19 protein-coding genes are annotated in these 23,802 nt (G+C 73.1%); 5 read left to right on the forward strand and 14 right to left on the reverse strand.

Features of this window, described 5'->3' with window-relative positions; genetic code table 11:
- The 4 genes from AB0912_RS30385 to rimP form a co-directional block, all read right to left on the reverse strand.
- Nucleotides 1-449: translation initiation factor IF-2 N-terminal domain-containing protein (locus tag AB0912_RS30385; protein WP_366705469.1), on the reverse strand; the 449-nt coding region annotated here is incomplete at its 3' end.
- Nucleotides 450-595: 146 nt separating this feature from the next.
- Nucleotides 596-874, reverse strand: a complete 279-nt coding sequence (locus AB0912_RS30390) for a YlxR family protein (protein ID WP_366705471.1) — start codon at nucleotides 872-874, stop codon at nucleotides 596-598.
- 101 nt (nucleotides 875-975) lie between these two features.
- Entirely contained in the window at nucleotides 976-1,974 is a 999-nt protein-coding gene (nusA, locus tag AB0912_RS30395) for a transcription termination factor NusA (protein WP_366705473.1), read from the reverse strand.
- 2 nt (nucleotides 1,975-1,976) lie between these two features.
- On the reverse strand, nucleotides 1,977-2,474 hold the full coding sequence (rimP, locus tag AB0912_RS30400) for a ribosome maturation factor RimP (protein ID WP_366705475.1): 498 nt from the start codon (nucleotides 2,472-2,474) through the stop codon (nucleotides 1,977-1,979).
- A 321-nt stretch (nucleotides 2,475-2,795) separates the two neighbouring features.
- Between rimP and AB0912_RS30405 the strand changes: the two genes are divergently transcribed.
- Genes AB0912_RS30405 through AB0912_RS30415 form a run of 3 tightly spaced genes read left to right on the forward strand, consistent with a single transcriptional unit; the run spans nucleotide 2,796 to nucleotide 4,915 of the window.
- Nucleotides 2,796-3,461 (forward strand): hypothetical protein, encoded by a 666-nt coding sequence (locus AB0912_RS30405; protein WP_366705477.1) that lies wholly within the window; start codon nucleotides 2,796-2,798, stop codon nucleotides 3,459-3,461.
- Nucleotides 3,458-3,931: a ferritin-like domain-containing protein gene (locus AB0912_RS30410; protein WP_366705479.1), complete on the forward strand. Its 474-nt coding sequence runs from the start codon at nucleotides 3,458-3,460 to the stop codon at nucleotides 3,929-3,931. The genes AB0912_RS30405 and AB0912_RS30410 overlap by 4 nt, the downstream gene beginning before the upstream one ends.
- A 39-nt stretch (nucleotides 3,932-3,970) precedes the next feature.
- Nucleotides 3,971-4,915: an aminoglycoside phosphotransferase family protein gene (locus AB0912_RS30415; protein ID WP_366705536.1), complete on the forward strand. Its 945-nt coding sequence runs from the start codon at nucleotides 3,971-3,973 to the stop codon at nucleotides 4,913-4,915.
- Between the two features lie 388 nt (nucleotides 4,916-5,303).
- Here the strand turns inward: AB0912_RS30415 and AB0912_RS30420 are convergent, their stop codons facing one another.
- The 10 genes from AB0912_RS30420 to AB0912_RS30465 all read right to left on the reverse strand — a co-directional run bounded on the left by AB0912_RS30420 (nucleotide 5,304) and on the right by AB0912_RS30465 (nucleotide 20,991).
- Nucleotides 5,304-6,995, reverse strand: a complete 1,692-nt coding sequence (locus tag AB0912_RS30420) for a proline--tRNA ligase (RefSeq protein ID WP_366705481.1) — start codon at nucleotides 6,993-6,995, stop codon at nucleotides 5,304-5,306.
- A gap of 71 nt (nucleotides 6,996-7,066) precedes the next feature.
- Nucleotides 7,067-7,636: a GNAT family N-acetyltransferase gene (locus tag AB0912_RS30425; protein ID WP_366705483.1), complete on the reverse strand. Its 570-nt coding sequence runs from the start codon at nucleotides 7,634-7,636 to the stop codon at nucleotides 7,067-7,069.
- A gap of 149 nt (nucleotides 7,637-7,785) precedes the next feature.
- Nucleotides 7,786-8,634 (reverse strand): GNAT family N-acetyltransferase, encoded by an 849-nt coding sequence (locus AB0912_RS30430; RefSeq protein WP_366705485.1) that lies wholly within the window; start codon nucleotides 8,632-8,634, stop codon nucleotides 7,786-7,788.
- Nucleotides 8,635-9,149: 515 nt separating this feature from the next.
- Nucleotides 9,150-10,307, reverse strand: coding sequence for a flavodoxin-dependent (E)-4-hydroxy-3-methylbut-2-enyl-diphosphate synthase (ispG, locus tag AB0912_RS30435; protein ID WP_366705487.1), 1,158 nt, complete (start codon nucleotides 10,305-10,307; stop codon nucleotides 9,150-9,152).
- A 162-nt stretch (nucleotides 10,308-10,469) separates the two neighbouring features.
- Nucleotides 10,470-11,774 (reverse strand): site-2 protease family protein, encoded by a 1,305-nt coding sequence (locus tag AB0912_RS30440; RefSeq protein ID WP_366705489.1) that lies wholly within the window; start codon nucleotides 11,772-11,774, stop codon nucleotides 10,470-10,472.
- Entirely contained in the window at nucleotides 11,771-13,027 is a 1,257-nt protein-coding gene (dxr, locus tag AB0912_RS30445) for a 1-deoxy-D-xylulose-5-phosphate reductoisomerase (protein ID WP_366705491.1), read from the reverse strand. Before dxr ends, AB0912_RS30440 begins: the two co-directional genes overlap by 4 nt.
- Nucleotides 13,028-13,137: 110 nt before the next feature.
- Nucleotides 13,138-15,069, reverse strand: a complete 1,932-nt coding sequence (locus AB0912_RS30450) for an acyl-CoA dehydrogenase family protein (protein ID WP_366705493.1) — start codon at nucleotides 15,067-15,069, stop codon at nucleotides 13,138-13,140.
- A 233-nt stretch (nucleotides 15,070-15,302) separates the two neighbouring features.
- On the reverse strand, nucleotides 15,303-16,748 hold the full coding sequence (locus tag AB0912_RS30455) for an aldehyde dehydrogenase family protein (protein ID WP_366705495.1): 1,446 nt from the start codon (nucleotides 16,746-16,748) through the stop codon (nucleotides 15,303-15,305).
- Nucleotides 16,749-16,936: 188 nt separating this feature from the next.
- Nucleotides 16,937-18,595 (reverse strand): PucR family transcriptional regulator, encoded by a 1,659-nt coding sequence (locus tag AB0912_RS30460; RefSeq protein WP_366705497.1) that lies wholly within the window; start codon nucleotides 18,593-18,595, stop codon nucleotides 16,937-16,939.
- Between the two features lie 251 nt (nucleotides 18,596-18,846).
- A complete protein-coding gene (locus AB0912_RS30465) occupies nucleotides 18,847-20,991 on the reverse strand; it encodes an ATP-binding protein (RefSeq protein WP_366705499.1) in 2,145 nt (714 codons plus the stop codon).
- A 402-nt stretch (nucleotides 20,992-21,393) separates the two neighbouring features.
- Here AB0912_RS30465 and gabT point away from each other — a divergent pair, with 402 nt between their 5' ends.
- Nucleotides 21,394-22,728, forward strand: coding sequence for a 4-aminobutyrate--2-oxoglutarate transaminase (gene gabT, locus AB0912_RS30470; RefSeq protein ID WP_366705501.1), 1,335 nt, complete (start codon nucleotides 21,394-21,396; stop codon nucleotides 22,726-22,728).
- A gap of 171 nt (nucleotides 22,729-22,899) precedes the next feature.
- Complete coding sequence (locus tag AB0912_RS30475) at nucleotides 22,900-23,727, forward strand: phosphatase PAP2 family protein (protein WP_366705503.1); 828 nt, start codon at nucleotides 22,900-22,902, stop codon at nucleotides 23,725-23,727.
- The last annotated feature ends 75 nt before the right edge of the window (nucleotides 23,728-23,802 follow it).

Raw genomic sequence — 23,802 nt, forward strand, 5'->3', positions numbered from 1 at the left:
GGACGGGGACCGGCGGCCGGGGCCGACGGGGCCTGCGGCGCGGCGGCCGGAGGCGCGGTGAACTCGGGCGCGGCCGGAGCCGGAGCCGCCGGAGCGGGCTTCGGCGCGGGCTTGGGACCCGGGCGGGGGCCCGGGGCGGCCGGGGTCACCGGAGCAGCCGCGGGCGTGTCGGCCGGGGCCGGCTTCGGGGTCGGCGGGCGCGGGGCGGCCGGACGGGCGGCCTGCGCCGGGGAGGGGGCGCCCGGCTTGGCCGGGGCTGCCTTGCGCGGTGCGGGCTTGCCGCCACCGCCGCCCTGCTGGAGGGCATCTGTCAGTTTGCGTACGACGGGCGCCTCGATCGTCGAGGACGCCGAACGGACGAATTCACCGAGTTCTTGGAGCTTGGCCATGACGACCTTGCTCTCCACGCCGAACTCCTTGGCGAGTTCGTATACCCGGACCTTAGCCACTTCGCTCCTTTTAGGTCCGGGTTTGTCCGGACCGTCGCTACTTCATGGGCGTACTCATCGCGTGCTCATCGAGTGCTCATCGCAATCTCGACCTACTTCCAACTCGCGGGGTACCAGGGCCGCACGGGGGTTCCGCGCGACGCTTCTTACGGTGTTGCCTGCTCGACGTGGTGGCGGAGAGCCGCGGTGTCGAGCGGTCCCGGGACGCGCAGCGCCCGTGGGATCGCCCGGCGGCGGACCGCCAGGTCGAGACAGACCAGGGCGGGATGCACGTACGCACCCCGGCCGGGCAGCGTACCGCGATGATCGGGGACACATTCGCCCTCGACCGCCACGATGCGCAGCAAGTCTCTCTTGGCCGCTCGCTCCCGGCACCCCACACAGGTGCGTTCAGGGCATGCGCGGGCTCGCGTCCGGCCAGACACTCTTAAGTCTACCTCCCCGTAACGACCTCACCCCTTTGGGGCAAGAATCGAACGGTTGTTGTCGTGATCCAAGCCACCTGTGGCGCGGATCTATTCCCCGGTCACTCGCCGCGCTGGTCGGCGGGCTGTTCGGTGTCCGGACGGATGTCGATCCGCCAGCCGGTGAGGCGGGCGGCGAGGCGGGCGTTCTGGCCCTCCTTGCCGATCGCCAGTGACAGCTGGTAGTCGGGGACCGTCACCCGCGCGGAGCGGGCCTGGAGGTCGACGACCTCCACCTTGGACACGCGCGCCGGGGAGAGCGCGTTCGCCACCATGTCGGCCGGGTCGTCGGACCAGTCGACGATGTCGATCTTCTCGCCGTTCAGCTCGGCCATCACGTTGCGCACCCGGCCGCCCATCGGGCCGATGCAGGCGCCCTTGGCGTTCAGGCCGCTGCGGGTGGAGCGGACGGCGATCTTGGTGCGGTGGCCGGCCTCGCGGGCGATCGCGGCGATCTCGACGGACCCGTCGGCGATCTCCGGCACCTCCAGCGCGAAGAGCTTCTTCACGAGGTTGGGGTGCGTGCGCGAGAGGGTCACGGACGGGCCGCGGACGCCCTTCGCCACCCGGACGACATACGAGCGCAGGCGCAGGCCGTGCTCGTAGGTCTCCCCGGGGACCTGCTCCTGCACCGGCAGGATGGCTTCCAGCTTGCCGATGTCGACCAGCACGTTCTTCGGGTCGCGGCCCTGCTGGACGACACCGGTGACGATGTCGCCCTCGCGGCCCGCGTACTCGCCGAGGGTCGCGTCGTCCTCGGCGTCCCGCAGACGCTGGAGGATCACCTGCTTGGCGGTGGTCGCGGCGATCCGGCCGAACCCCGAGGGGGTGTCGTCGAACTCGCGCGCCTCCTGACCCTCCTCCAGGTCCTGGGGGTCCTCCTTCGCCCACACGGTCACATGGCCGGTCTCCCGGTCGAGCTTGACGCGCGCGTGGCGGCGGCTTCCCTCGGTGCGGTGGTAGGCGATGAGGAGGGCCGACTCGATCGCCTCGACCAGCAGGTCGAAGGAGATCTCCTTCTCCCGCACCAGACCCCGCAGGGCACTCATGTCGATGTCCACGGCTACGCCTCCTCTTCCTTCTTGTCCTTGCGGTTGAACTCGACCTGCACACGGGCCTTGGCGATGTCCTCGAAGGCCAGTCGCCGGGCGGTGGGCTTGCGCCCCTTCACGCCGGGCACCTCGACGTCGAGGCCGTCGGCCTCCACGTTCAGGACGCGTGCGGTCAGGTCGTCGCCGTCCGCCAGCTGGAACTTCACCAGCCGGTCGGTGGCGCGTACGTAGTGACGGTGCTCTTTCAGCTCGCGCTCGGCACCGGGGGTTCCGACTTCGAGGGTGTACTCGCCGGCACCCATCGCGTCCGTCTCGTCCAGCTTCGCCGAGAGCGCGCGGCTCACATCGGCGATCGCGTCCAGGTCGGCACCCTCGTCCGAGTCCACGACGACGCGCAGAACACGCTTCCTGCCGACGGACTCCACCTCGATCTCTTCCAGATCGAGTCCCTGGGAGGTCACGAGCGGATCCAGCAGTTCTCGCAGCCTCTCGCTCTGGGTCGTGCTCATCCGGGTGACTCCTCGGCCGCGTGTGCTGTTGTGGGTTGGTCGCGTGTCAGGTCAAAGGGTATCCGGTCGCAGGGGGTGTTGCCGTCCACCGGTACGGGTGCTTCCGCGCCCGGCGGTCCGGGAGGGGACGGGACGCGGCGGGACGGCGCGGGGGGTGCCGGGCGCCCCGTCGGACGGCGGGCGGCGCGGCGGACCGGGCGGGAAAGCGGCTCGTGCGGCGGATGGGAGAGAGCCGCTGGACGGTGTTCGGCCCCCGCGCGGGTACCGTGATCACGGGCAGCTCGCCCACACATTCGTACGAGCCCTCCGAGGACGTCTGCCGTGCCGTTCCCCCTGTCGTCACGCACCCCGTCGGGTCCGCGCCGAAGGACCCTGCTCGCGGTCGCCGCGGGCTCCTTCGCGGTCGCGGGCTGTTCCGCCGCCGAGCCGTCCGGCGACACGGCCGGCGGCAGCCGCCCCTCCGCCGCGGAACGGGCACGCGCGCGTGCGGCCCGGGACAGTACGACGCTCGCGGGCCGGTACGCCGCGGTGATCGCTGCGCATCCGGGCCTGGAGGGGAGGCTCGCCCCGCTGCGGGCGGAGGTCCTCGGACACGCGCAGGCGTTCGGCGCCGGGGCCGGGGCCGGGGCCGGCAACGCGGGCTCGTCGGCGTCCCCGTCGGCATCCGGGCCCGGCACGGTTTCTCCTCCGGCGTCGGGTTCGCCCGCCGCGCCCGGCACGGACGCGACCGGTTCGGCTTCCGCCTCCGCCTCCGCTTCAGCTTCAGCTTCGGCATCGGCATCGGCATCGGCATCGGCTGGTGCCTCGGCCGATGTGGCCGCCCGGCCCAAGGACGCGCTGTCGGAGCTGGCCACGGCCGAACTGGCGCTCGCCGACGAGCGCACCCAGGCGCTGGTGGAGCTTCCCGGGGAACTGGCCAGGCTGCTGGCCTCGGTGGCGGCGGCCGGCGCCGCGCACGCGTTTCTGCTGACGGAGGCCGCGAAGTGAGCGAGCGGAAGAACGCCGAGAAGGCCGAACTCAAGGCGTTGCAGGCCGCGTTGGCCGCCGAGCACGCCGCCGTGTACGGCTACGGCGTCGTCGGCGGCAAGATCGGCGAGAAGCGGCGCGGCGACGCCCGGTCGGGCTACGACGCCCACCGGGCCCGCCGTGACGCGCTGGTGCGGGCGGTGAAGGACCTGGGCGGCACGCCCGAGGTCGCGTCGGCGGCGTACGTGCTGCCGTTTGCGGTGACGGACACGGCCGGCGCCGTCCGGTTCGCGGCCGAGCTGGAGGAGCGGGTGGCGGCCGTGTACTCGGACCTGGTCCGGGCCACGACGGGCGACCGGCGGCGCACCGCGGCCGGGGCGCTGCGCGAGGCGGCGGTCCGCGCGGTGCGCTGGAACGGCGAGAGCGTAGCCTTCCCTGGGCTCGCCGAGCGGGCGGGCACCCCGGCCCCCTCGGCGTCCTCGCCGACGTAACGCGACCTGGAAGGGAACATCTCGCGCATGGACTCGCGCATGGTCTTCGAACCGCCGCAGCGCCTTCTGCGGGCACTCGGCGAGAACCGGCGGAGCGGGTCGGAGGGCGCCGACGGAGCCGACGGGTGGCTGGAGAAGCTGCCCGAGCTGGCCCGACAGGCCGTCGAACAGCGCGAGTTGACCGTGGAGCGGGTGCAGGCGCCGGGCGGGCGCAGCAGTCTGGTCGTGCTGGTGCGGCAGGCGGACGGGACGCCCGCCGTGCTGAAGCTGGCCCCGGACCGGGCGCGTCCGGAGAGCGAGCGGGCGGCCCTCGCGCACTGGGACGGCCGGGGCGCGGTCCGTCTCCTCAACCCCGGGGACGCCCACGGCGTACTGCTTCTCGAACGGCTGCACCCGGACGTGTCGGTACGGACGCTGCCCGAGGCGAAGGCCCTGCTGGAGGCGGCGGGAACGCTGCGGCGCCTGTGGGTCGAGCCGCCCGCGGGCCAGGTCTTCGAGACCGTCGGGGAGCGGACCGGGCGGCAGGCCGAGGCGATGCGGGCGGCGGTCGCGGAGGGGGCCGGGGGCGGGGCCGGGGGCGGCGCTGAGGTGGGCGCGCTCGTCGACGCCGCGCTGGCGGCCCGCGACGAGCTGCTGGCAAAGCCGCCCGAGACGCGGCTGCTGCACGGCACGTTCCGGCAGAGCAAGGTGCTCGCCGGGGAGCGGACGCCGTGGCTGGCGGTGGGGCCGGACCCGGTGGTCGGCGAGTGCGCCTTCGATCTGGCCCGGCTGGTCCGCGACCGGGTGGAGGACCTGATCGCCTCGCCCTCGGGGGCCTCGATCACCCGGCGCCGCGTCAAGCGCCTCGCCGAGTCGCTGGAGGTGGACCAGGAGCGGCTGCGCGGCTGGACCCTGTTCCGGGCGGTGGAGTCGGGCGTACGCGCGGGACGGGTGGGGCGGCCCCGGGACGCCGAACTCCTGCTGGAGTTCGCCGGCTGGGTGTGAGCCGGCGCGCTCCCCTGCCGCGCCGGCCTCCCCGCAGGCGCGGGACAACGCGCCGGGCCCTGGTGGGGCCGGTCGGAGCGGGGGCCGGGACCGTGCTTGCCGGGCGGGAGTCCCCGGGGGCCGGGACCGTGCTTGCCCGGCGGGAGTCCCGGGGGCCGGGACCGCGCTTGCCGGGCGGGAGTCCCGGGGGCCGGGACCGCGCTTGCCGGGCGGGCCCGGGGGGGTCGGCGGTCGTCGGACCCGCGGTGGGCGGCTCAGCGACGGCCCGAGGACGGGGTTCACGGCGGGGCGGGCGGCGCCGGTGCCCGCGGTCGGCCCGGCGCTGGGAGGAAGCAAAGCGGCGGCGCCCGTCGACCCCTGGGGGGTGACGGGCGCCGCCGTAGGGTTGTCAGGCCGTCAGGCGGGCGATGGCCTCGTCGACGGTCAGTTCCTCGCGCTCGCCGGTGCGGCGGTCCTTCAGTTCCAGGACGCCCTCGGCCGAGCGGCGGCCGGCGACCAGGATCTTCGGGACGCCGATCAGCTCGGCGTCGGTGAACTTCACGCCCGGCGAGACACCGGCGCGGTCGTCCACCAGGACGCGGACACCCGCGCCGCCCAGCTTCTCGGCCACGTCGAGCGCCAGCTCGGTCTGCAGGGCCTTGCCCGCGGCGACCACGTGGACGTCGGCGGGAGCGATCTCCTTGGGCCAGCACAGGCCCTGCTCGTCCGCCGACTGCTCGGCCAGGGCGGCGACCGCGCGGGACACGCCGATGCCGTACGAGCCCATCGTCACCCGGACCGGCTTGCCCTGCCGGCCAAGCACGTCGAGCTGGAAGGTGTCGGCGTACTTGCGGCCGAGCTGGAAGATGTGGCCGATCTCGATGGCGCGGTCCAGCTTGAGCCCGGTGCCGCAGGCGGGGCAGGGGTCGCCCTCTTCCACGACGACGACGTCCAGGTAGTCGTCGACCTCGAAGTCCCGGCCGGCGACGACGTTCTTCGCGTGGGTGTCGGCCTTGTTGGCGCCGGTGATCCAGGCGGTGCCGGGGGCCACGCGCGGGTCGGCGATGTAGCGGACCTTCTCCAGGCCCTGCGGGCCCACGTATCCCCGTACGAGGTCGTCGCGGCCCTCGAAGTCCTCGGCGGTGACGAGTTCGACCACGGCCGGGGCGAGGTGCTCGCCGAGCTTGCCGAGGTCGACCTCGCGGTCACCGGGGACGCCCACGGCGACGATCTCGCCGTCGACCTTGACCAGCAGGTTCTTCAGCGTCGCGGAGGCGGGGACGCCGAGGTGCTCGGCGAGCGACTCGATGGTGGGGGTGTCGGGGGTGTCCAGCTCCTCGACCGGGCCGTGCTCGGCGGTGACCGGCGCGAGCGCGAAGGTCACGGCCTCCGTGTTGGCGGCGTAGTCGCAGGCGGGGCAGTCCGCGAAGGTGTCCTCACCGGCGGCGGCGGGCGCGAGGAACTCCTCGGAGGCGGAGCCGCCCATGGCGCCGGAGACGGCGGACACGATGCGGAAGTCGAGACCGAGGCGGGTGAAGATCTTCTGGTAGGCCTCGCGGTGCAGCCGGTAGGACTCGGCGAGCCCCTCGTCCGTGGTGTCGAAGGAGTACGAGTCCTTCATCTGGAACTCGCGGCCGCGCAGCACGCCGGAGCGGGGGCGGGCCTCGTCGCGGTACTTCGTCTGGATCTGGTACAGCATGACCGGCAGGTCCTTGTACGAGGACGCCTGGTCCTTGACGAGGAGGGTGAAGATCTCCTCGTGCGTCGGGCCGAGCAGGTACTCGCCGCCCTTGCGGTCCTTGAGGCGGAAGAGCAGGTCGCCGTACTCCTCCCAGCGGCCCGAGGCCTCGTAGGGCTCCTTGGGCAGCAGGGCCGGGAGAAGGACCTCCTGGGCGCCGATCGCGTCCATCTCCTCGCGGACCACGCGGGAGATGTTGTCGAGGACCTTCTTGCCGAGCGGCAGCCAGGTCCAGATGCCCGCGGAGTTGCGTCGCACGTAGCCGGCGCGGACGAGCAGCTTGTGGCTGAGCGTCTCGGCGTCGGCCGGGTCGTCACGCAATGTCTTGACCATCAAACGGGACATGCGCTGGACCTGGGCCATGATTCTCGACTCCTGCTGCGTAAGGGTGATGCCAGGAGGTTAGCCGGGGGGCGGCCGGTCCCGGAAATCCGTCAGCGCCGCCGCAGCGGCAGCGGGGCGCCCATCACGGCGTACGGCCGGGGGGCGCTGGGGAAGAGGACCTGCCGGGCGAGGTCCTCGTAGCCGAGGGAGCGGTAGAGGCCGCGGGCCGGGCTGTCGACGTCGATCGCGGAGAGGATCGAACGCGGCTCGGCGGCGGTCGAGGTGATCCGGGTGATCAGGGCGCGGCCGACGCCCCTGTTCTGGAACCGGGGGTGGACGTGCAGTTCGGTGATCACGAAGGAGTGGTCGAGCCAGGTCTCGTGGCCCTGTGCGCGCAGATACGGCTCGACGACGGTGGACCACCAGTGGCCGCGGTCGTTGGGCATGCCGTAGACGAAGCCGACGAGCCGTCCGTCGTCGGTGGTCGCGCCGAGCGCGTGGGCTCCCGGGTACGTGAGGTGGCGCAGCACGATCTGCCGGCGTACGGCGATCTCGTCGGCGCCGAGCCCGAACGCGAGGGCCTGCACGGCGAGCGCCTCGTCGACGCGCGCCGCGAGATCCAGCGGGCCGACGGCCACGTCGTCGGAGTTGCGGTGGCCGTGACCGGGAAAGCGCAGCATGCGGGGAGACTACCTGGCGAACCGTGGGGCGCGTGAGGTGCGCGGGAGCGGTCTCGGGCGCGGGCGCCTGTCGGGGGCGGGAGGTCAGCACCCGGGGGGCCTGGGACTCGGAAACCGGGGGCCGGGGGGTCAGAAGCCGGAGCCGGGGGTCAGAACAGGACGCTCATGAACGCGCCGACCTCCTGGAAGCCGACCCTGCGGTAGGTGGCCCGGGCGGCGGTGTTGAAGTCGTTCACGTAGAGGCTGACGACGGGGGCGACGTCGGTGAGGGCGTAGCGCAGGACGGCCGCCATGCCGGGGGCGGCGATGCCCTGGCCGCGGTACTCGGGGGCGACCCAGACGCCCTGGATCTGGCAGGCGTGGGCGGTCGCGGCGCCGATCTCGGCCTTGAAGACGACCTTGCCGTCCTGGTCGAGGCGGGCGAAGGAGCGGCCGGAGCCGACGAGTTCGGCGACCCGGGCCTGGTAGAGGAGTCCGCCGTCGCCGGCCATCGGGGAGACGCCGACCTCCTCGGTGAACATCGCCACGCACGCCGGCATGATCGTCTCCATCTCGTCCTTGCGGACGCGGCGGACGTAGGGGTCCGGGGTGACCGTGGCGGGCAGCCGGTCGGTGACCATCAGGGGCTGGTGGGCGCGGACGTCGCGGGCGGGGCCCCAGCTCGGTTCGAGCAGCCGCCACAGCTGGGCGGTGGGTTCGGCGGGGCCGACGATCGAGGAGCAGCGGCGGCCGCCCCGGCGGGCCCGGTCGGCGAAGCCGCGTACGGCGCGGGGGGTGGCGCAGATCGGGACGAGGTTGGCGCCCGCGTAGCAGAGGGACTGGAGCATGCCGTCCTCGTACCAGCCCCACATCTCGCCGCCTAGCCGCCAGGGGTCGAGGCCCGCGACCTGCACGCGGGAGGCGACGAAGGCGTTGGCCACAGGCTCGCGGTCGAGGACGGCGAGTGCGGCGTCCAGGTCACTCGGTTCGAGGACCCTGGTGGTGGTCTGGGTCAACACGTGCGGGGGCCTCACCCTGGGGGCTGCTGATCTCCGCACTGTACCTGCCACGGTTGTGGGGCGCCGCCCCTTGTCCCCGGGCGACCCCGGGGGCGGGGGGTCGGGTCCCGGGTGCGGGTGGGTGGGGGTTGCTCGCGCAGTTCCCCGCGCCCCTGAGTCTGTCCCCCGGGCCCGGGTGGGGATCCCGGCCTGCGGAAGGGGGGGTCCTCCGGACGCCGGGGCGCTGCGGGTGGGTGGGGGTTGCTCGCGCAGTTCCCCGCGCCCCTGAGTCTGTCCCCCTGGGCGGGGTGGGGATCCGGGCCGGCGGGGGGGCGGGGTCCTCCGGACGCCCGGTGGCTGCGGGTGGGTGGGGGCTGGGCGCGCAGTTCCCCGCGCCCCTGAGGCCGACCCCCCGGGCCCGGGTGGGGATCCCGGCCAGCGGAAGGGGGGGCCTCCAGACGCCGGGGCGCTGCGGGTGGGTGGGGGCTGGGCGCGCAGTTCCTCGCGCCCCTGAGGCCGTCCCCCGGGCCGGGGTTTCAGCCGGCGACCGAGATGGTCGGTTCCCCGGAAGGGGTGCCCTCTGCTTCCATCTGTTCGGCGAGCTTCATCGCCTCTTCGATGAGGGTCTCCACGATCTTCGACTCGGGGACGGTCTTGATGACCTCGCCCTTGACGAAGATCTGGCCCTTGCCGTTGCCGGAGGCGACGCCGAGGTCGGCCTCGCGGGCCTCGCCCGGGCCGTTCACGACGCAGCCCATGACGGCGACGCGGAGCGGGACCTCCATGCCGGTGAGGCCGGCGGTGACTTCCTCGGCCAGCTTGTAGACGTCGACCTGGGCGCGGCCGCAGGACGGGCAGGAGACGATCTCCAGGCCGCGCTGCTTCAGGTTCAGCGACTCCAGGATCTGGAGGCCGACCTTGACCTCCTCGACCGGCGGGGCCGACAGGGAGACGCGGATGGTGTCGCCGATGCCCTCGGAGAGCAGGGCGCCGAAGGCGACGGCCGACTTGATGGTGCCCTGGAACGCCGGTCCCGCCTCGGTCACGCCGAGGTGCAGCGGGTAGTCGCAGGCGGCGGCGAGCTGCCGGTAGGCGTTGACCATGACGACCGGGTCGTTGTGCTTGACCGAGATCTTGATGTCCCGGAAGTCGTGCTCCTCGAAGAGGGAGGCCTCCCAGAGGGCGGACTCGACGAGCGCCTCGGGGGTCGCCTTGCCGTACTTCTGGAGCAGCCGCTTGTCGAGGGAGCCCGCGTTGACGCCGATGCGGATCGGGGTGCCGGTGTCCTTCGCGGCCCGGGCGATCTCCTTGACCTGGTCGTCGAACTGCTTGATGTTGCCGGGGTTCACCCGGACGGCAGCACAGCCGGCGTTGATCGCGGCGAACACGTACTTCGGCTGGAAGTGGATGTCCGCGATGACGGGGAGCTGGGACTTCTTGGCGATGGTGGCGAGCGCGTCGGCGTCGTCCTGCGTCGGGCAGGCGACGCGCACGATCTGGCAGCCGGACGCGGTCAGCTCGGCGATCTGCTGGAGCGTGGCGCCGATGTCCGACGTACGCGTGGTCGTCATCGACTGCACCGAGACGGGTGCGTCTCCACCCACGGCGACGCTTCCGACCTGGATCTGCCGGCTCTTGCGGCGCTCGGCCAGCTTGGTCGGAACGGACGGCATGCCGAGAGAAATCGCAGTCATCTGCTGTGCAACCCCAAGTTGTGGATCAAGGTCCCGGAATCGTGGGCTCCCGGCTTCGAGATTACGGTACGGGCGCGCGGCCAAGCACATCACGCCCCTCAAACCCACTCGATGGAAGGCGGCCGGACACCAGGGTGCCCGACCGCCGCCAACGGCGTCTTGCTAGGAGATTTTCACCGGGTTAACCACGTCCGCGATGAGGACGAGGACGGTGAAGCAGACGAAGACCCCGGCCACCACATAGGCCACCGGCATCAGCTTCGCCACGTCGAACGGGCCCGGGTCCGGACGCTTGAGCACCTTCGCCGTGTTCCGCCGCAGCGACTCCCACAGCGCCCCCGCGATGTGCCCGCCGTCGAGCGGCAGCAGGGGGAGCATGTTGAACAGGAAGAGGGAGAGGTTGAACCCGGCGACCAGCAGCAGCATCATCGCGACCTGCTGCGAGGCGGGGATGTCCAGCGTGAACACGTCACCGCCGATGCGGGCGGCGCCGACCACGCCCATCGGGGAGTCGGCCTTGCGCGGGCCGTCGCCGAAGGCCGCGTCCCACAGGTCGGGGACCTTGCCGGGCAGCGCGACCAGCGACTCGACGCCGTTCTCCATCATGTCGCCCATGCGGTTCACGGACTGTCCGAAGGACTGCTGGACGATGCCGGAGGCGGGCGTGAAGCCGAGGAAGCCGGCGTACACGTACTTGCCCTCTACGTAGCCGCCGTCGCCGTCCGTCTTGCTCACCTGGTTCCTGATCAGGTGGGCGTTCAGGTCGACGCGCTCGCCCTTGCGCTCGACGGTGAGCGTGACGTCCTTGCCGGGGTTGGCCCGGATGTCCGACTGGAGGGCCGCCCAGTCCGCGACCGGCCTGCCGTCGAACGCCACGATCTTGTCGCCGCCCCTGAGGCCCGCCGCCTTGGCGGGCGCGGCCTCGTCGCCCTTCGCGCACTTCGTGCGGTTCTCGCTCTGCTGGATGACGCAGTCCGAGACCTTGCCGACCGTGGTCGTCTGGGTGTTGACGCCGAACGTCATCATCACGCCGAGGAAGATCACGACGGCGAGGATGAGGTTCATGAAGGGACCGGCGAACATCACGATCACGCGCTTCCACGGCTTGCGCGTGTAGAAGAGGCGGGTCTCGTCGCCGGGCTGCAGCTCCTCGAAGGCCGCCGACCTGGCGTCCTCGATCATGCCCCGGAAGGGGGAGGTCGAGCGGGCCTCGACCCGGCCGTCCGGGCCGGGCGGGAACATCCCGATCATGCGGATGTAGCCGCCGAGGGGGACGGCCTTGACGCCGTACTCGGTGTCGCCCTTCTTGCGCGACCAGATGGTCGGGCCGAAGCCGACCATGTACTGCGGCACCCGGATGCCGAACAGCTTGGCCGTCGACAGATGTCCCAGCTCGTGCCACGCGATCGAGATGAGCAGGCCGACCACGAAGACGACTATGCCGAGGATCATCATCAGGGTCGTCATGCACGAGCCTCCGCGGTTGTCGTCCGTACCGTCAGTTCACGAGCCCGGGCGCGCGCCCAGGTCTCCGCTTCGAGGACGTCCGCGACGGTCAGGGAAGTTCCCGTTCGCGGTGTGCCGTGTTCCTCGACGACCCGGGTGACGGTCTCCATGATCCCGTTGAACGCCAGGGTGCCGTTCAGGAACGCGTCCACGCACTCCTCGTTGGCGGCATTGAACACCGCCGGGGCCGTCCCCGCGAGCCGCCCCACGTGCCGGGCGAGTCCCACGGAGGGGAAGGCCTCGGTGTCGAGCGGGAAGAACTCCCAGCTCGACGCCTTGGTCCAGTCGAAGGCGGGGGCCGCGTCCGGGACCCGCTCGGGCCAGCCGAGGCCGATGGCGATCGGCCCTCCCATGTCGGGGGGCGTCGCCTGGGCGATCGTCGAGCCGTCCGTGAATTCCACCATCGAGTGGACATACGACTGCGGGTGCACGACCACCTCAATGCGGTCGAAGGGAATGTCGTAGAGGAGGTGGGCCTCGATGACCTCCAGTCCCTTGTTCACCAGCGTCGCGGAGTTGACGGTGATGACCGGGCCCATGGCCCAGGTGGGGTGCGCGAGGGCGTCGGCCGGTGTCACGTCGGCCAGCTCCGCCTTCGTACGGCCGCGGAACGGGCCCCCGGAGGCGGTGACGACGAGCTTGCGCACATCGGCGCGGCTGCCGGAGGCCAGCGCCTGGAACAGGGCCGCGTGCTCGGAGTCGACCGGGATGATCTGGCCCGGCTTGGCCAGCGCCCTGACCAGCGGGCCGCCGACGATGAGCGACTCCTTGTTGGCGAGCGCGAGGGTGCGGCCCGCCTCCAGCGCGGCGAGGGTCGGCGCGAGGCCGATGGAGCCGGTGATGCCGTTCAGGACCGTGTGGCAGTCGGAGGCGGCGAGGTGGGCGGCGGCGTCGGGGCCGGCCAGGATCTCGGGAAGGGGCTCGCCCGGGGCGTACTGGCCGGCGAGGGCCTCCCTCAGCGCCGGTACGACGTCCTCGCGCGCGACGGCGACCGTCCGGACCCGCAGCCGGCGGGCCTGCTCGGCGAGCAGCGCGACCCGGCCGCCCGCGGCCGAGAGCGCGGTGACCCGGAAGCGGTCGGGGTTGCGCAGCACGAGGTCGATGGCCTGGGTGCCGATCGAGCCGGTGGAGCCGAGGATCACGACATCACGGACTCCGTCCACGGGATCGAAGACGAGATGCGGATCAGCGAGGGGGGCTGGACTGTCGCTCATCCCCCCATTGTGGCCGCATCGCGTCCCCGGCCGGGCAGGGCATCCCCGATTCCCGCCCCTTCCCACCCGATTCCGCCGGCAGGGGCCCGCCGGGGACCGCGGCCGGCGGGTCAGCGGATGGGGCGGTGGACGTTCTCCCGCTCGCTCGGGCCGGGTGTGGCGTCGGCGATCCAGGGGCCTTCGCCGGACGGGTCGATCACGCCCTCCTCCAGCCAGGTGTACGTGCCCGACAGGACCCCCTTGACCACGGTGCGGTCGAGATCGTCGGTGTTGGACCACAGGCGCCCGAAGAGTTCCTCCACGCGGATGCGGGCCTGGCGGCAAAAGATGTCGGCGAGCTGGTAGGCCTCGCGGCCGTGCTCCCCGTTGCCGCGCAGCAGTTCGGCCCGGACGCAGGCCGCGCTCATCGCGAAGAGTTCGGCGCCGATGTCGACGATCCGGCCGAGGAAGCCCTGCTTGGTCTCCATCCGGCCCTGCCAGCGCGACATGGCGTAGAAGGTCGACCGGGCGAGCTTGCGGGCGCCGCGCTCGACGTAGCGCAGGTGCGGGGAGAGGTCGACCTCGTGCTTGAACTCGCTGAAGGAGTTCGGCAGTTGACCGGTCCCGGCGACCAGCTTGGGCAGCCACTTGGCGTAGAAGACACCGGCGTTCGCGCCCGCCTTCGCCTTGTCGGCGAGGGACTTCTCGGGGTCGATGAGGTCACCGGCGACCGACAGGTGGGCGTCGACGGCCTCCCGGGCGATCAGCAGGTGCATGATCTCGGTCGAGCCCTCGAAGATGCGGTTGATGCGCAGGTCGCGCAGGATCTGCTCGGCCGGGACGGCGCGCTCGCCGCGGGCGGCCAGCGACTCGGCGGTCTCGAAGCCGCGTCCGCCGCGGATCTGGACCAGTTCGTCGGCCATCAGCCAGGCCATCTCGGAGCCGTACAGCTTGGCGAGGGCGGCCTCGATGCGGATGTCGTTGCGGTTCTCGTCGGCCATCTGCGACGACAGGTCGAGGACGGCTTCGAGGGCGAACGTGGTGGCCGCGATGAAGGAGATCTTGGCGCCGACGGCCTCGTGCAGGGCGACCGGCTTGCCCCACTGCTCGCGTGCCGCCGACCACTCGCGGGCGATCTTCAGACACCACTTGCCCGCGCCCACGCACATCGCGGGCAGCGAGAGCCGGCCGGTGTTGAGGGTGGTGAGGGCGATCTTCAGGCCCGCGCCCTCGGGGCCGATGCGGTTCGCGGCCGGGACGCGGACCCGGTGGAAGCGGGTGACGCCGTTCTCCAGGCCGCGCAGGCCCATGAAGGCGTTGCGGTGCTCGACGGTGATGCCCTCGGAGCCGGCCTCCACGACGAACGCGGTGATGCCGCCCTTGTGCCCCTCGGACTTCGGGACGCGGGCCATGACGACGAGGAGGTCGGCGACGACGCCGTTGGTCGTCCACAGCTTCACGCCGTCGAGGACGTAGTCGTCGCCGTCCGGTACGGCGGTGGTGGCCAGCCGCGCCGGGTCGGAGCCGACGTCCGGTTCGGTGAGCAGAAAGGCGGAGAGGTCGGTGCGGGCGCAGCGGGGCAGGAAGGTGTCCTTCTGCTCCTGGGTGCCGAACTGCTTGAGGGGCTGCGGTACGCCGATCGACTGGTGGGCGGAGAGCAGGGCGCCGATCGCGGGGCTCGCGGAGCCGACCAGGGCGAGCGCCTTGTTGTAGTACACCTGGGTGAGGCCGAGGCCGCCGTACTTGGTGTCGATCTTCATGCCGAGGGCGCCGAGTTCCTTGAGCCCGTCGATCGTCTCGTCCGGAATCCGGGCCTCGCGCTCGATGCGCGCGGAGTCGATCTTCGTCTCGCAGAAGTCGCGGAGTTTGGCGAGGAACTCCTCGCCGCGCTGGGCGTCCTCGTCGGCGGGCAGCGGGTGCGGGTGGATGAGGTCGAGCCGGAAGCGGCCGAGGAACAGCTCCTTGGCGAAGCTGGGCTTGTGCCAGTCCTGTTCGCGCGCGGCCTCGGCGACCTGGCGTGCCTCACGTTCGGTGACTGTGGGCTGTTGGGGTGTTGCGGACATGAGGCTCACCTCGCCGCGCATAGGGGACACGGGACAATGCGTTACCGACCGGTGCTACTCGATCGTCTGTACCCGTGTACCCGATTCCCTGTCACCCCACCAGCCCGCGCGCGGCGTTCGGCCCAACGCCGGCCGCGCCGTCCTCGCCGCCGGGCGTGGACACGCCGGCGGCCTGAGCCCCCGCACAGTGGGCTCAGGCCGCCGGCTTCGGTGTGGTCCCGCTGGATCGTCCGTCAGAGGGCGAGGCCGGTGAGGACCAGCACGCGCTCGTAGGTGTAGTCGTCCATGGCGAAGCGGACGCCCTCGCGGCCGACACCGGACTGCTTGGCGCCGCCGTACGGCATCTGGTCGGCGCGGTAGGACGGGACGTCGCCGATCACCACGCCGCCGACCTCCAGCGCGCGGTGGGCGCGGAAGGCGGTCTGCAGGTCGTGGGTGAACACGCCTGCCTGGAGGCCGTACTTGGAGTCGTTGGCGGCGGCGAACGCGGCGGCCTCGCCGTCGACCTTCTGCACGGTCAGGACCGGGCCGAAGACCTCCTCGCAGGAGATCGTGACGTCGGCCGGGACGTCGGCGAGGACGGTCGGCGCGTAGGAGGCGCCGTCGCGCTTGCCGCCGGTCAGGAGGGTGGCGCCGGCGGAGACGGCCTCGTTCACCCAGGACTCGACGCGCTCGGCGGCGGCCTCGCTGACCAGCGGGCCCACGTCCGTCGCGGCGTCGGACGGGTCGCCGGTGACCTGGGCCTCGACGGCGGCGACGATGCGGGGCAGCAGCCGGTCGTACACCGAGGCGTCGGCGATCACGCGCTGCACGGAGATGCAGGACTGGCCGCCCTGGTAGTTCGAGAAGGTCGCGATGCGGGTCGCGGCCCAGTCGAGGTCGGCGTCGCTCGCGAAGTCGGCGAGGACGACGGCCGCGCCGTTGCCGCCCAGCTCCAGGGTGCAGTGCTTGCGCGGCACCGAGTCCATGATCGCGTAGCCGACCTTCTCGGAGCCGGTGAAGGAGATGACCGGGAGGCGCTCGTCCTGGACGAGGGCGGGCATCTTGTCGTTGGCGACCGGGAGGATGCTCCACGAGCCGGCCGGCAGCTCGGTCTCGGCGAGCAGATCACCGATGATCAGGCCGGACAGCGGGGTCGCGGGCGCCGGCTTCAGGATGATCGGCGCGCCGGCGGCGATGGCCGGGGCGACCTTGTGGGCGCACAGGTTGAGCGGGAAGTTGAACGGCGCGATGCCGAGGACGACGCCCTTGGGGAAGCGGCGGGTGAGGGCGAGCCGGCCCTGGCCGCCCTGGTCGGTGTCGAGACGCTGGGCCTCGCCGCCGTTGAACCGGCGGGCCTCCTCGGCGGCGAACCGGAAGACGGAGACGGCGCGGCCGACCTCACCCCGGGCCCACTTGATCGGCTTGCCGTTCTCGGCGGAGATGAGCTGCGCGATCTCCTCGGTGCGCTCCACGAGGCGGCGCGAGACGTGGTCGAGGGCGGCGGCGCGTACGTGGGCCGGGGTGGCGGCGAACTCGTCCCGCACGGCGTACGCGGCGGCCACGGCCTCCTCGACCTGGGCCTCGGTGGGCACGCTGACCTGTCCGACGACCCGGCCGTCCCAGGGCGAGGTGACGTCGAACGTGGTCTCACCGGTGGCCTGGCGGCCGGCGAGCCAGAAGGCGTGGGTGGAAGTCATGCGAGTCCCGGGCCCTTCCGTGTTGGGGGGTGTTGCTGGCGATTGCCCTGTCGGCCTCCACGGTAGGGCCGCCACGACCGGGGGTCGTTTGTCCGGCGCGTAGCAGTGGAAAACCGGGCTACGCCGGATTGGCCTGGTACCGGGCAGACGCGTCCCCCCGCTGCCGGCGTCACCCCCATCGGGGGCCCTTACTCCCCCGTCGCCGCCGTCGCCTTCAGGGCCAGCCAGAGTTCCATGCGGACGTCCGGGTCGTCGAGGGAGCGGCCGAGGATCTCCTCGACGCGGCGCATCCGGTAGCGCAGGGTGTGCCGGTGGACGCCCAGGTCGGCGGCGGCGGCGTCCCACTGGCCGTGCCGTGACAGCCAGGCGCGCAGCGAGGCGACCAGGTCGCCCCGGCCGGTGGCGTCGTGTTCGCGCAGCGCGCGCAGCAGGCCGTCCGCGAACGCCCGTACGGCGTCGTCCGCGAGCAGCGGCAGGACGGACCCGGCGGCCAGCTCCTCGTGCTCCACGAGGAAGCGGCCGCGCCGCCGGGCGACGGACAGCGCCTGCTCGGCCTGTTTGTAGGCGGCCCGCGCGGCGATCGGACCGGCGGGCGCGGAGAGCCCGACGACGAGTTCGTCCTCGTCCCCGGCGGGCTGCTCGCGCCGCGCGGCCCGGGCGGCCTCCAGCACCACGGCGTAGTCCCCGCAGGCGGTGACCGCCGCGCCGCCGTCCACGGCGAGGACGACCAGCCGTTCCCCGTCGGGCACGACGAGCACGGACTCCCCGGAGCGGGCGGCGGCGGACTCGACCACCTCGGCGAGGCCGCCCAGCGGGTCGCCGCCGACGTCGGGGACGGCGACGGCCGTCTTGGAGGGCGTGGCGGCGGCCACGCGCGCGTGCCCGTCGGCGTGGGCCCGCGCGGCCGACCCGGACGCCGACTCGGCGATGATCAGCCGGAAGGGCGCGTCGAGCAGTCCGCCGTAGAGGTCGCCCGCGACGGCTCTGGCGTGGTCGGGCTCCCCGGCGAGCAGCATCCGCAGCACGGCCGCGCCGATCCGCTGTTCGGCGGCGTGCAGCGACCGGGAGCGTTCGGTGGTGAGGGTGAGGAGGGCGATCGCCGAGTGGACGGCGTAGCGCTCGGCGGTGCCGAGGGCGGCGGCGGTCCCGACGGCGAGGGCGGCGCGGGGCCGGCGTCCGGTGCCCAGGGAGTGCAGTTCGACGCGGTCCTCGCCGCCCACCACCGAGCTGGCCGGCGCGGGCCGCTCCCGCAGCCGTTCCACGTCCGGGGTGAGCCGGGCGGCCCGGCGGCCGGCCCACTCGGGCGCGGTGGCGACGACGGCACCGGAGGCGTCGTAGAGCGCGGCCCAGCCGTCGACCTGTCCGGCGAGCGCGGCGAGCAGCCCCTCGGGGCCGTCGCTCAGGGCCTGCTTGGTGAGTTCGCGCTGGGCGGCGAACCCGGCGGTGACGGCCCGGTACTGGTCGGCGGCGATGGCGGCGGAGACGGCCTTGCTGATCGCGAGGAAGGGGGTGCGCCGGGGTACTTCGAGGAGCGGCAGCCCCTCCTTCTCGGCGGCCTCGACCAGGGCCTTGGGGATCTCGTCGTAGTTGACCCCGACGGCGAAGCCGAGCCCGACGACTCCGGCGCCGGCCAGCCGCTTCACGTAGCGCCGCATGGCCTCGGGGTCGTCCGCGTCCAGCTTGAGGGCGGTGATCAGGAGCAGTTCCCCGCCCTCCATGTACGGAACGGGGTCGGCCAGCTCGCTGACGTGCGCCCAGCGGACGGGCACGTCCAGCCGGTCCTCGCCCGCGCGCACGGTGAGCTTCAGCGCGGAGTGGTGGACGAGCGAGGCGAGCGTGGGGGGCATGGGGCCTTCAGGTCGGGTCCGGGGTGATCTCGGCGACCGCCGGCGGGGGGTCTGGGCGGTCCCGGATCGTGCGGTCGGTGTGATCTCTGTGATCTTTTGGCCGCCGCGTATGAACGGCCTGTGTCGATTCTGCCTCACCGTACGGTCCCCGCGTGCCCCCATGCCCATACGCCCAGCTCAGCGCCGGGCGGTGATCCCCTCCCCCGCCCGGCCCCCGTCCGGCGCAGTCCGGCGGAGTCCGGCGGGGACGCTCAGCCGCGCAGGTCCACCAGCAGGGGCGGCGCGTGCTCGCCCTTGACGCTGGTCAGCGACAGCACCGCGTGCCCGGGCGGCACCCCGTGCGCCAGCTCGGAGGCGGACCAGCGTTCCCGCTCCACCTGGCGGACGGTGACGGCGCGGGCGGTCGGCGCGTTCCCGGTGATCACCCGGCGCAGCATGTGGACGGCCTTGCCCGCGGGTGTCTCGGCGATGATCTGCCGGTCGGTGACGTCGCGGGCCTCGATCCACTCCTTGCCCCAGACCTCGGCGAAGTCCTGCCCGTCCCAGGGGGTGAGCCCGGACAGCGCCATCCGGCAGCCGATCGCGCCCAGCAGGGGGCTGCGCAGCGCCCGGGGTGCGTCGTCCAGGGTGCGCAGCGTGAGGACGGCCCCGGCGTTCCCGGAGCGCAGCCGCTGGATGCCGCGGACGGCCTCGGGGGTGACGACGCCGGTCGCGTCGTCGAGGACCAGGCAGGCGAAAAGGGACCGGTCCTCGCGTACCGCGACGCTCGCCGTGAACTGGGCGAGGACCAGGCGGGCGAGGATCCGGGAGGCGTCGGCGTGCCCGCGCGCGGGCAGGTCGATACGGACCCGCACGGGATGGTCGAGGGCGCGCAGCGAGAAGGGCCGGGACTGTCCCGAGGTGTCGAAGAACCCGGCGAAGGCGGGCCGGTCGAGGAGCGCCACCCGGTCGGCGAGGACCCCGCCGAGGTCTCCGGGGTGGCCCGCCTGGCGTTCGCGGGCGTCGAGTTCGCGCAGCAGCGAGGCGTGTCCGGCGTCCTGGAGGCCCTTGCGGAGCGCGTCGAGCGGCCCGCGGGCGCCGTCGAGGAGCTGGCGCAGCTCGGGCACGGAGGGGAACCTGCCGTGGACGGCCTGGAAGGGGCCGAGCAGTTGGGCGAGGACGGTGGTGGAGCGCCTGCTGTCACCGCCGGGGTGGGGGTCGGCGAGGTCGCCGACCAGCGCCTCGGCGAGCACGGCCGCGGCCTCGTCGGGGTCGGTGGTCCCGCCGTACAGGTCGAGGTCGTAGACGGAGTCGGGGTGGCCGACGCGGACGACGACGTCGTAGGCGTCGACGGGTCCGAGTCCGGCTCCGGCGGCGCCGACCACGACGACGGCGGCGCGCCCGGCGAGCGCGTGCAGGCACAGCGACTCGGCGAGCGGCCAGACGATCCCGCCGGTCTTGCCGGAGCCGGGCGGGCCGACGGCGAGCAGCGAGGTGCCGAGCAAGTCGGGTCCGAGGGCGAGACCGGTGCCGCGGTAGGCGTACGGGTTGCGGGCGTCGTCGGCGGTGGTGCCGAGCCGGACCTGTCCGGTGAGCAGGTCGTGGCGGGCGACACGGCTGGGCAGGTCGCGGGCGCCGGAGGGGTGCACGCAGGCGGCGGAGCCGTCCTTGAGGACCGCGCCGGTGAAGGTGGCGAGGCTGTGCCGGCCGCTGCGTACGCCCTGCCAGGCGCGGAGGATGCGGGCGTGGTCGACATCGCGCATGAGCCCTTGGCGGGCCTCGGTGGCGAGCCGGTCGGCGGCCTCGGTGGCGCCCGCCGCGCGGAGCTGGTTCCACTCGACGGGGTCGTCCTCGGGGGCGGGCGGCCTCTCGTGCGCGGGGGTGTCGCCGCGCCAGGCGGGGGGCCCGTAGCGCCGCCAGATCTCGTTCCACCGGCCGAGCCGGCCGACGGCGACCATGATGATCAGGGCGATGAGCGTGTAGTAGCCGTACCAGAGGAACGCGTTGCCGACGCGGTCGCCGCTGTGCCGCCAGGAGTCGGGGGTGAACAGTTCGAGGGGCAGCACCCACCAGCCGCCCAGGTAGCCGTTCCAGAGCAGGGACCAGACCAGCCAGCCGACCAGGAAGGCGATGACGGCGCCGCTGAAGAGCTGGCGGGCCGGGGTCTGCTCGGGCTCCTCCGCGGGGCGCGGCCGGTGGCCGAAGCGCCATACGCCCGGGGCCGCGTCCGGGCGGGGTGTGCGGGCCCAGGCGACGAACGCCGAGCCGTCGGGCAGCGGCGGCATGCCGGGCGCCCGCGCGGGGCGCGGCGGGACGGGCGGCGGCTCGGGCGCCCGGTGCCCGTCCGGCGGCCCGGCCGGACGCGGCACGGGACCGGCCTGCGTGCCCCGCGCGTCCTGGGTCCCGTCGCTGTTCATCGCCCTTGCCCCCTGACCAGCCGCTCCCTGCTTCGTCCGCGGGTCAATCTAGTGCCCCGGCGGGGCGAGTTCACCGTTTACACGGCCGGGTCCGCCGCCCGGCCGGATCCCGTCCACATGGCCGGTTCCGCCACCCGGTTCCGCCGCCCGGCCGGTCACCGGCGGTTTTGCGCCTCGGCGTCCTTGTTCCCGGCTGGTTCTATGTCCACCACGGACAACCGAATCGTCCGACAACGCCCACATGGAGCATGCCGACCCCCCGCTCCCGGCCCTAGCCTGCGAAGAAAGAAGGAAAAGCAGGACCGCGAAGCGGGACCAGCGTCCGCCGGGGCAGCCGATGGGACCCCACCGTCACCGCCGCCCGCAGCCCACCCCCGTCTGCACGATCTCAGGGAGCCCCTCATGACCGCACTTCCGCAGGAGCGCCGCGTCGTCACCGCCATCCCCGGCCCGAAGTCGCAGGAACTGCAGGCCCGACGCACCGCCGCGGTCGCGGCCGGTGTGGGATCGGTGCTCCCCGTCTTCACCACGCGCGCGGGCGGCGGCATCATCGAGGACGTCGACGGCAACCGCCTCATCGACTTCGGCTCCGGCATCGCCGTGACGTCGGTCGGCGCGAGCGCCGAGGCCGTCGTACGCCGGGCCTCCGCCCAGCTCCAGGACTTCACCCACACCTGTTTCATGGTCACCCCGTACGAGGGCTACGTGGCCGTCGCCGAGGCGCTGGCCGAGCTGACGCCGGGTGACCACGCCAAGAAGTCCGCGCTGTTCAACTCGGGCGCCGAGGCCGTCGAGAACGCCGTCAAGATCGCCCGCGCCCACACCAAGCGCCAGGCCGTCGTCGTCTTCGACCACGGCTACCACGGCCGTACGAACCTCACGATGGCGCTGACCAGCAAGAACATGCCGTACAAGAACGGCTTCGGCCCGTTCGCGCCCGAGGTCTACCGGGTGCCGGTGGCCTACGGCTACCGCTGGCCGACCGGTGCGGAGAACGCCGGTGCCGAGGCGTCCGCGCAGGCCATCGACATGATCAACAAGCAGATCGGCGCCGACAACGTCGCCGCGATCATCATCGAGCCGGTGCTCGGCGAGGGCGGCTTCATCGAGCCCGCGAAGGGCTTCCTGCCCGCGATCAGCCAGTTCGCCAAGGACAACGGCATCGTCTTCGTCGCGGACGAGATCCAGTCCGGCTTCTGCCGTACCGGCCAGTGGTTCGCGTGTGAGGACGAGGGCATCGTCCCGGACCTGATCACCACCGCCAAGGGCATCGCGGGCGGTCTGCCGCTGGCCGCCGTCACCGGCCGCGCCGAGATCATGGACGCCGCGCACTCCGGCGGCCTCGGCGGCACCTACGGCGGCAACCCGGTGGCCTGCGCCGGTGCGCTCGGCGCCATCGAGACGATGAAGGAGCTGGACCTCAACGCCAGGGCGAAGAACATCGAGGCGGTCATGAAGGCCCGCCTCGGCGCCATGGCCGAGAAGTTCGACATCATCGGCGACATCCGGGGCCGCGGCGCCATGATCGCGGTCGAGCTGGTGAAGGACGCCGCCACCAAGGAGCCGAACCCGGAGGCGACCGCCGCGCTGGCCAAGGCCTGCCACCAGGAGGGTCTGCTGGTCCTGACCTGTGGCACCTACGGGAACGTCCTCCGCTTCCTGCCCCCGCTGGTCATCGGCGAGGACCTGCTGAACGAGGGCCTCGACATCATCGAGCAGGCCTTCTCCACCCTCTGAGACCGGACGCGCCACGGCGCCGGACCACGGGAGCCCGCCCAGGCGCGGATTCCGTTTGGTTCCGGCGCCGCGGCGTTCCGGGTCGGGGCGTGTGAAGAACGTGTGCGGGGTGCATGGCGGGACGCGATTCCGCCTGTCGGAGCCGGACACCCTGCCGTAGGTTCTATCCAGATGAGAGATACACCCCGCCCACAGGGGACTGTGGGCGACTCCGGGTCGTCGCTTCCCCAGCTTCGCCCTGGTCGTGCCCTCGCGCACACACCCGGGGCCCCTGGCTCCGGTTCTCCTCACCGATCGGACAGTCGCCCGCCCCAAACCCCCCGGGGCGCGCGGCGATCCGGTCCGGTCGGCCGCCCCGGAACCACCCCCCCTGTTCCGGGGCGGCCGACCCTCCTCCTCGGCCTTCCGGCCCTCCTCTTCGCGCTGATCACCTGGCAGGTCGCGGCCCACGGCCCCCTCGCCCGCGCGGACGAACGCCTCAGCGACGCGCTGGTCCACCCGGCCCGGTTCTGGGAACTCCTCGCCGACCTCGGCAACATCACGGTCGCCGTCCCCGTCCTGGCCGCCGCCCTGGTGTACGCGGCGGTCCGGGCCCGTCGCGCGGGCGTGCGCCGCTGGTGGCTGCCGTCCACGGCGGCCGGGGTCCTGATCGCCCTGCTCCCGGCGGTGATCGTGCCGCTGAAGGAGGTCATCGCGCGGCCGGGCCCCGCGGTCATGGGACCCGGCAACGGCTTCTACCCCTCGGGGCACACCGCCACGGCCGCCGTCGCCTACGGCGCCGCGACCCTGCTCCTCCTCCCCTGGCTCCGCACGGCCGGCGCCCGCCGCGCCCTGCTGACCGTCTGCGCGGTCCTGAACGCGGCGGTCGTCACCGGTCTGGTCCTGCGCGGCTACCACTGGCCACTGGACGTGGTGGCGAGCTGGTGCCTGTGCGCGGTGCTGCTGTACGCCCTGTGGCTGTTCCTCGACCGGACGGGCAGTCGCTCCCGCCCGGCGTGACGGACGTCCTCGGCCGAACCGTGTGACGGTCGCCCTCGGCCGAGGCGCGTGACCGGCGTCCTCAGCCGAGGCGCG

The organism is Streptomyces sp. NPDC007084 (assembly GCF_040703595.1).
In the GTDB taxonomy this organism is placed as follows: domain Bacteria; phylum Actinomycetota; class Actinomycetes; order Streptomycetales; family Streptomycetaceae; genus Streptomyces.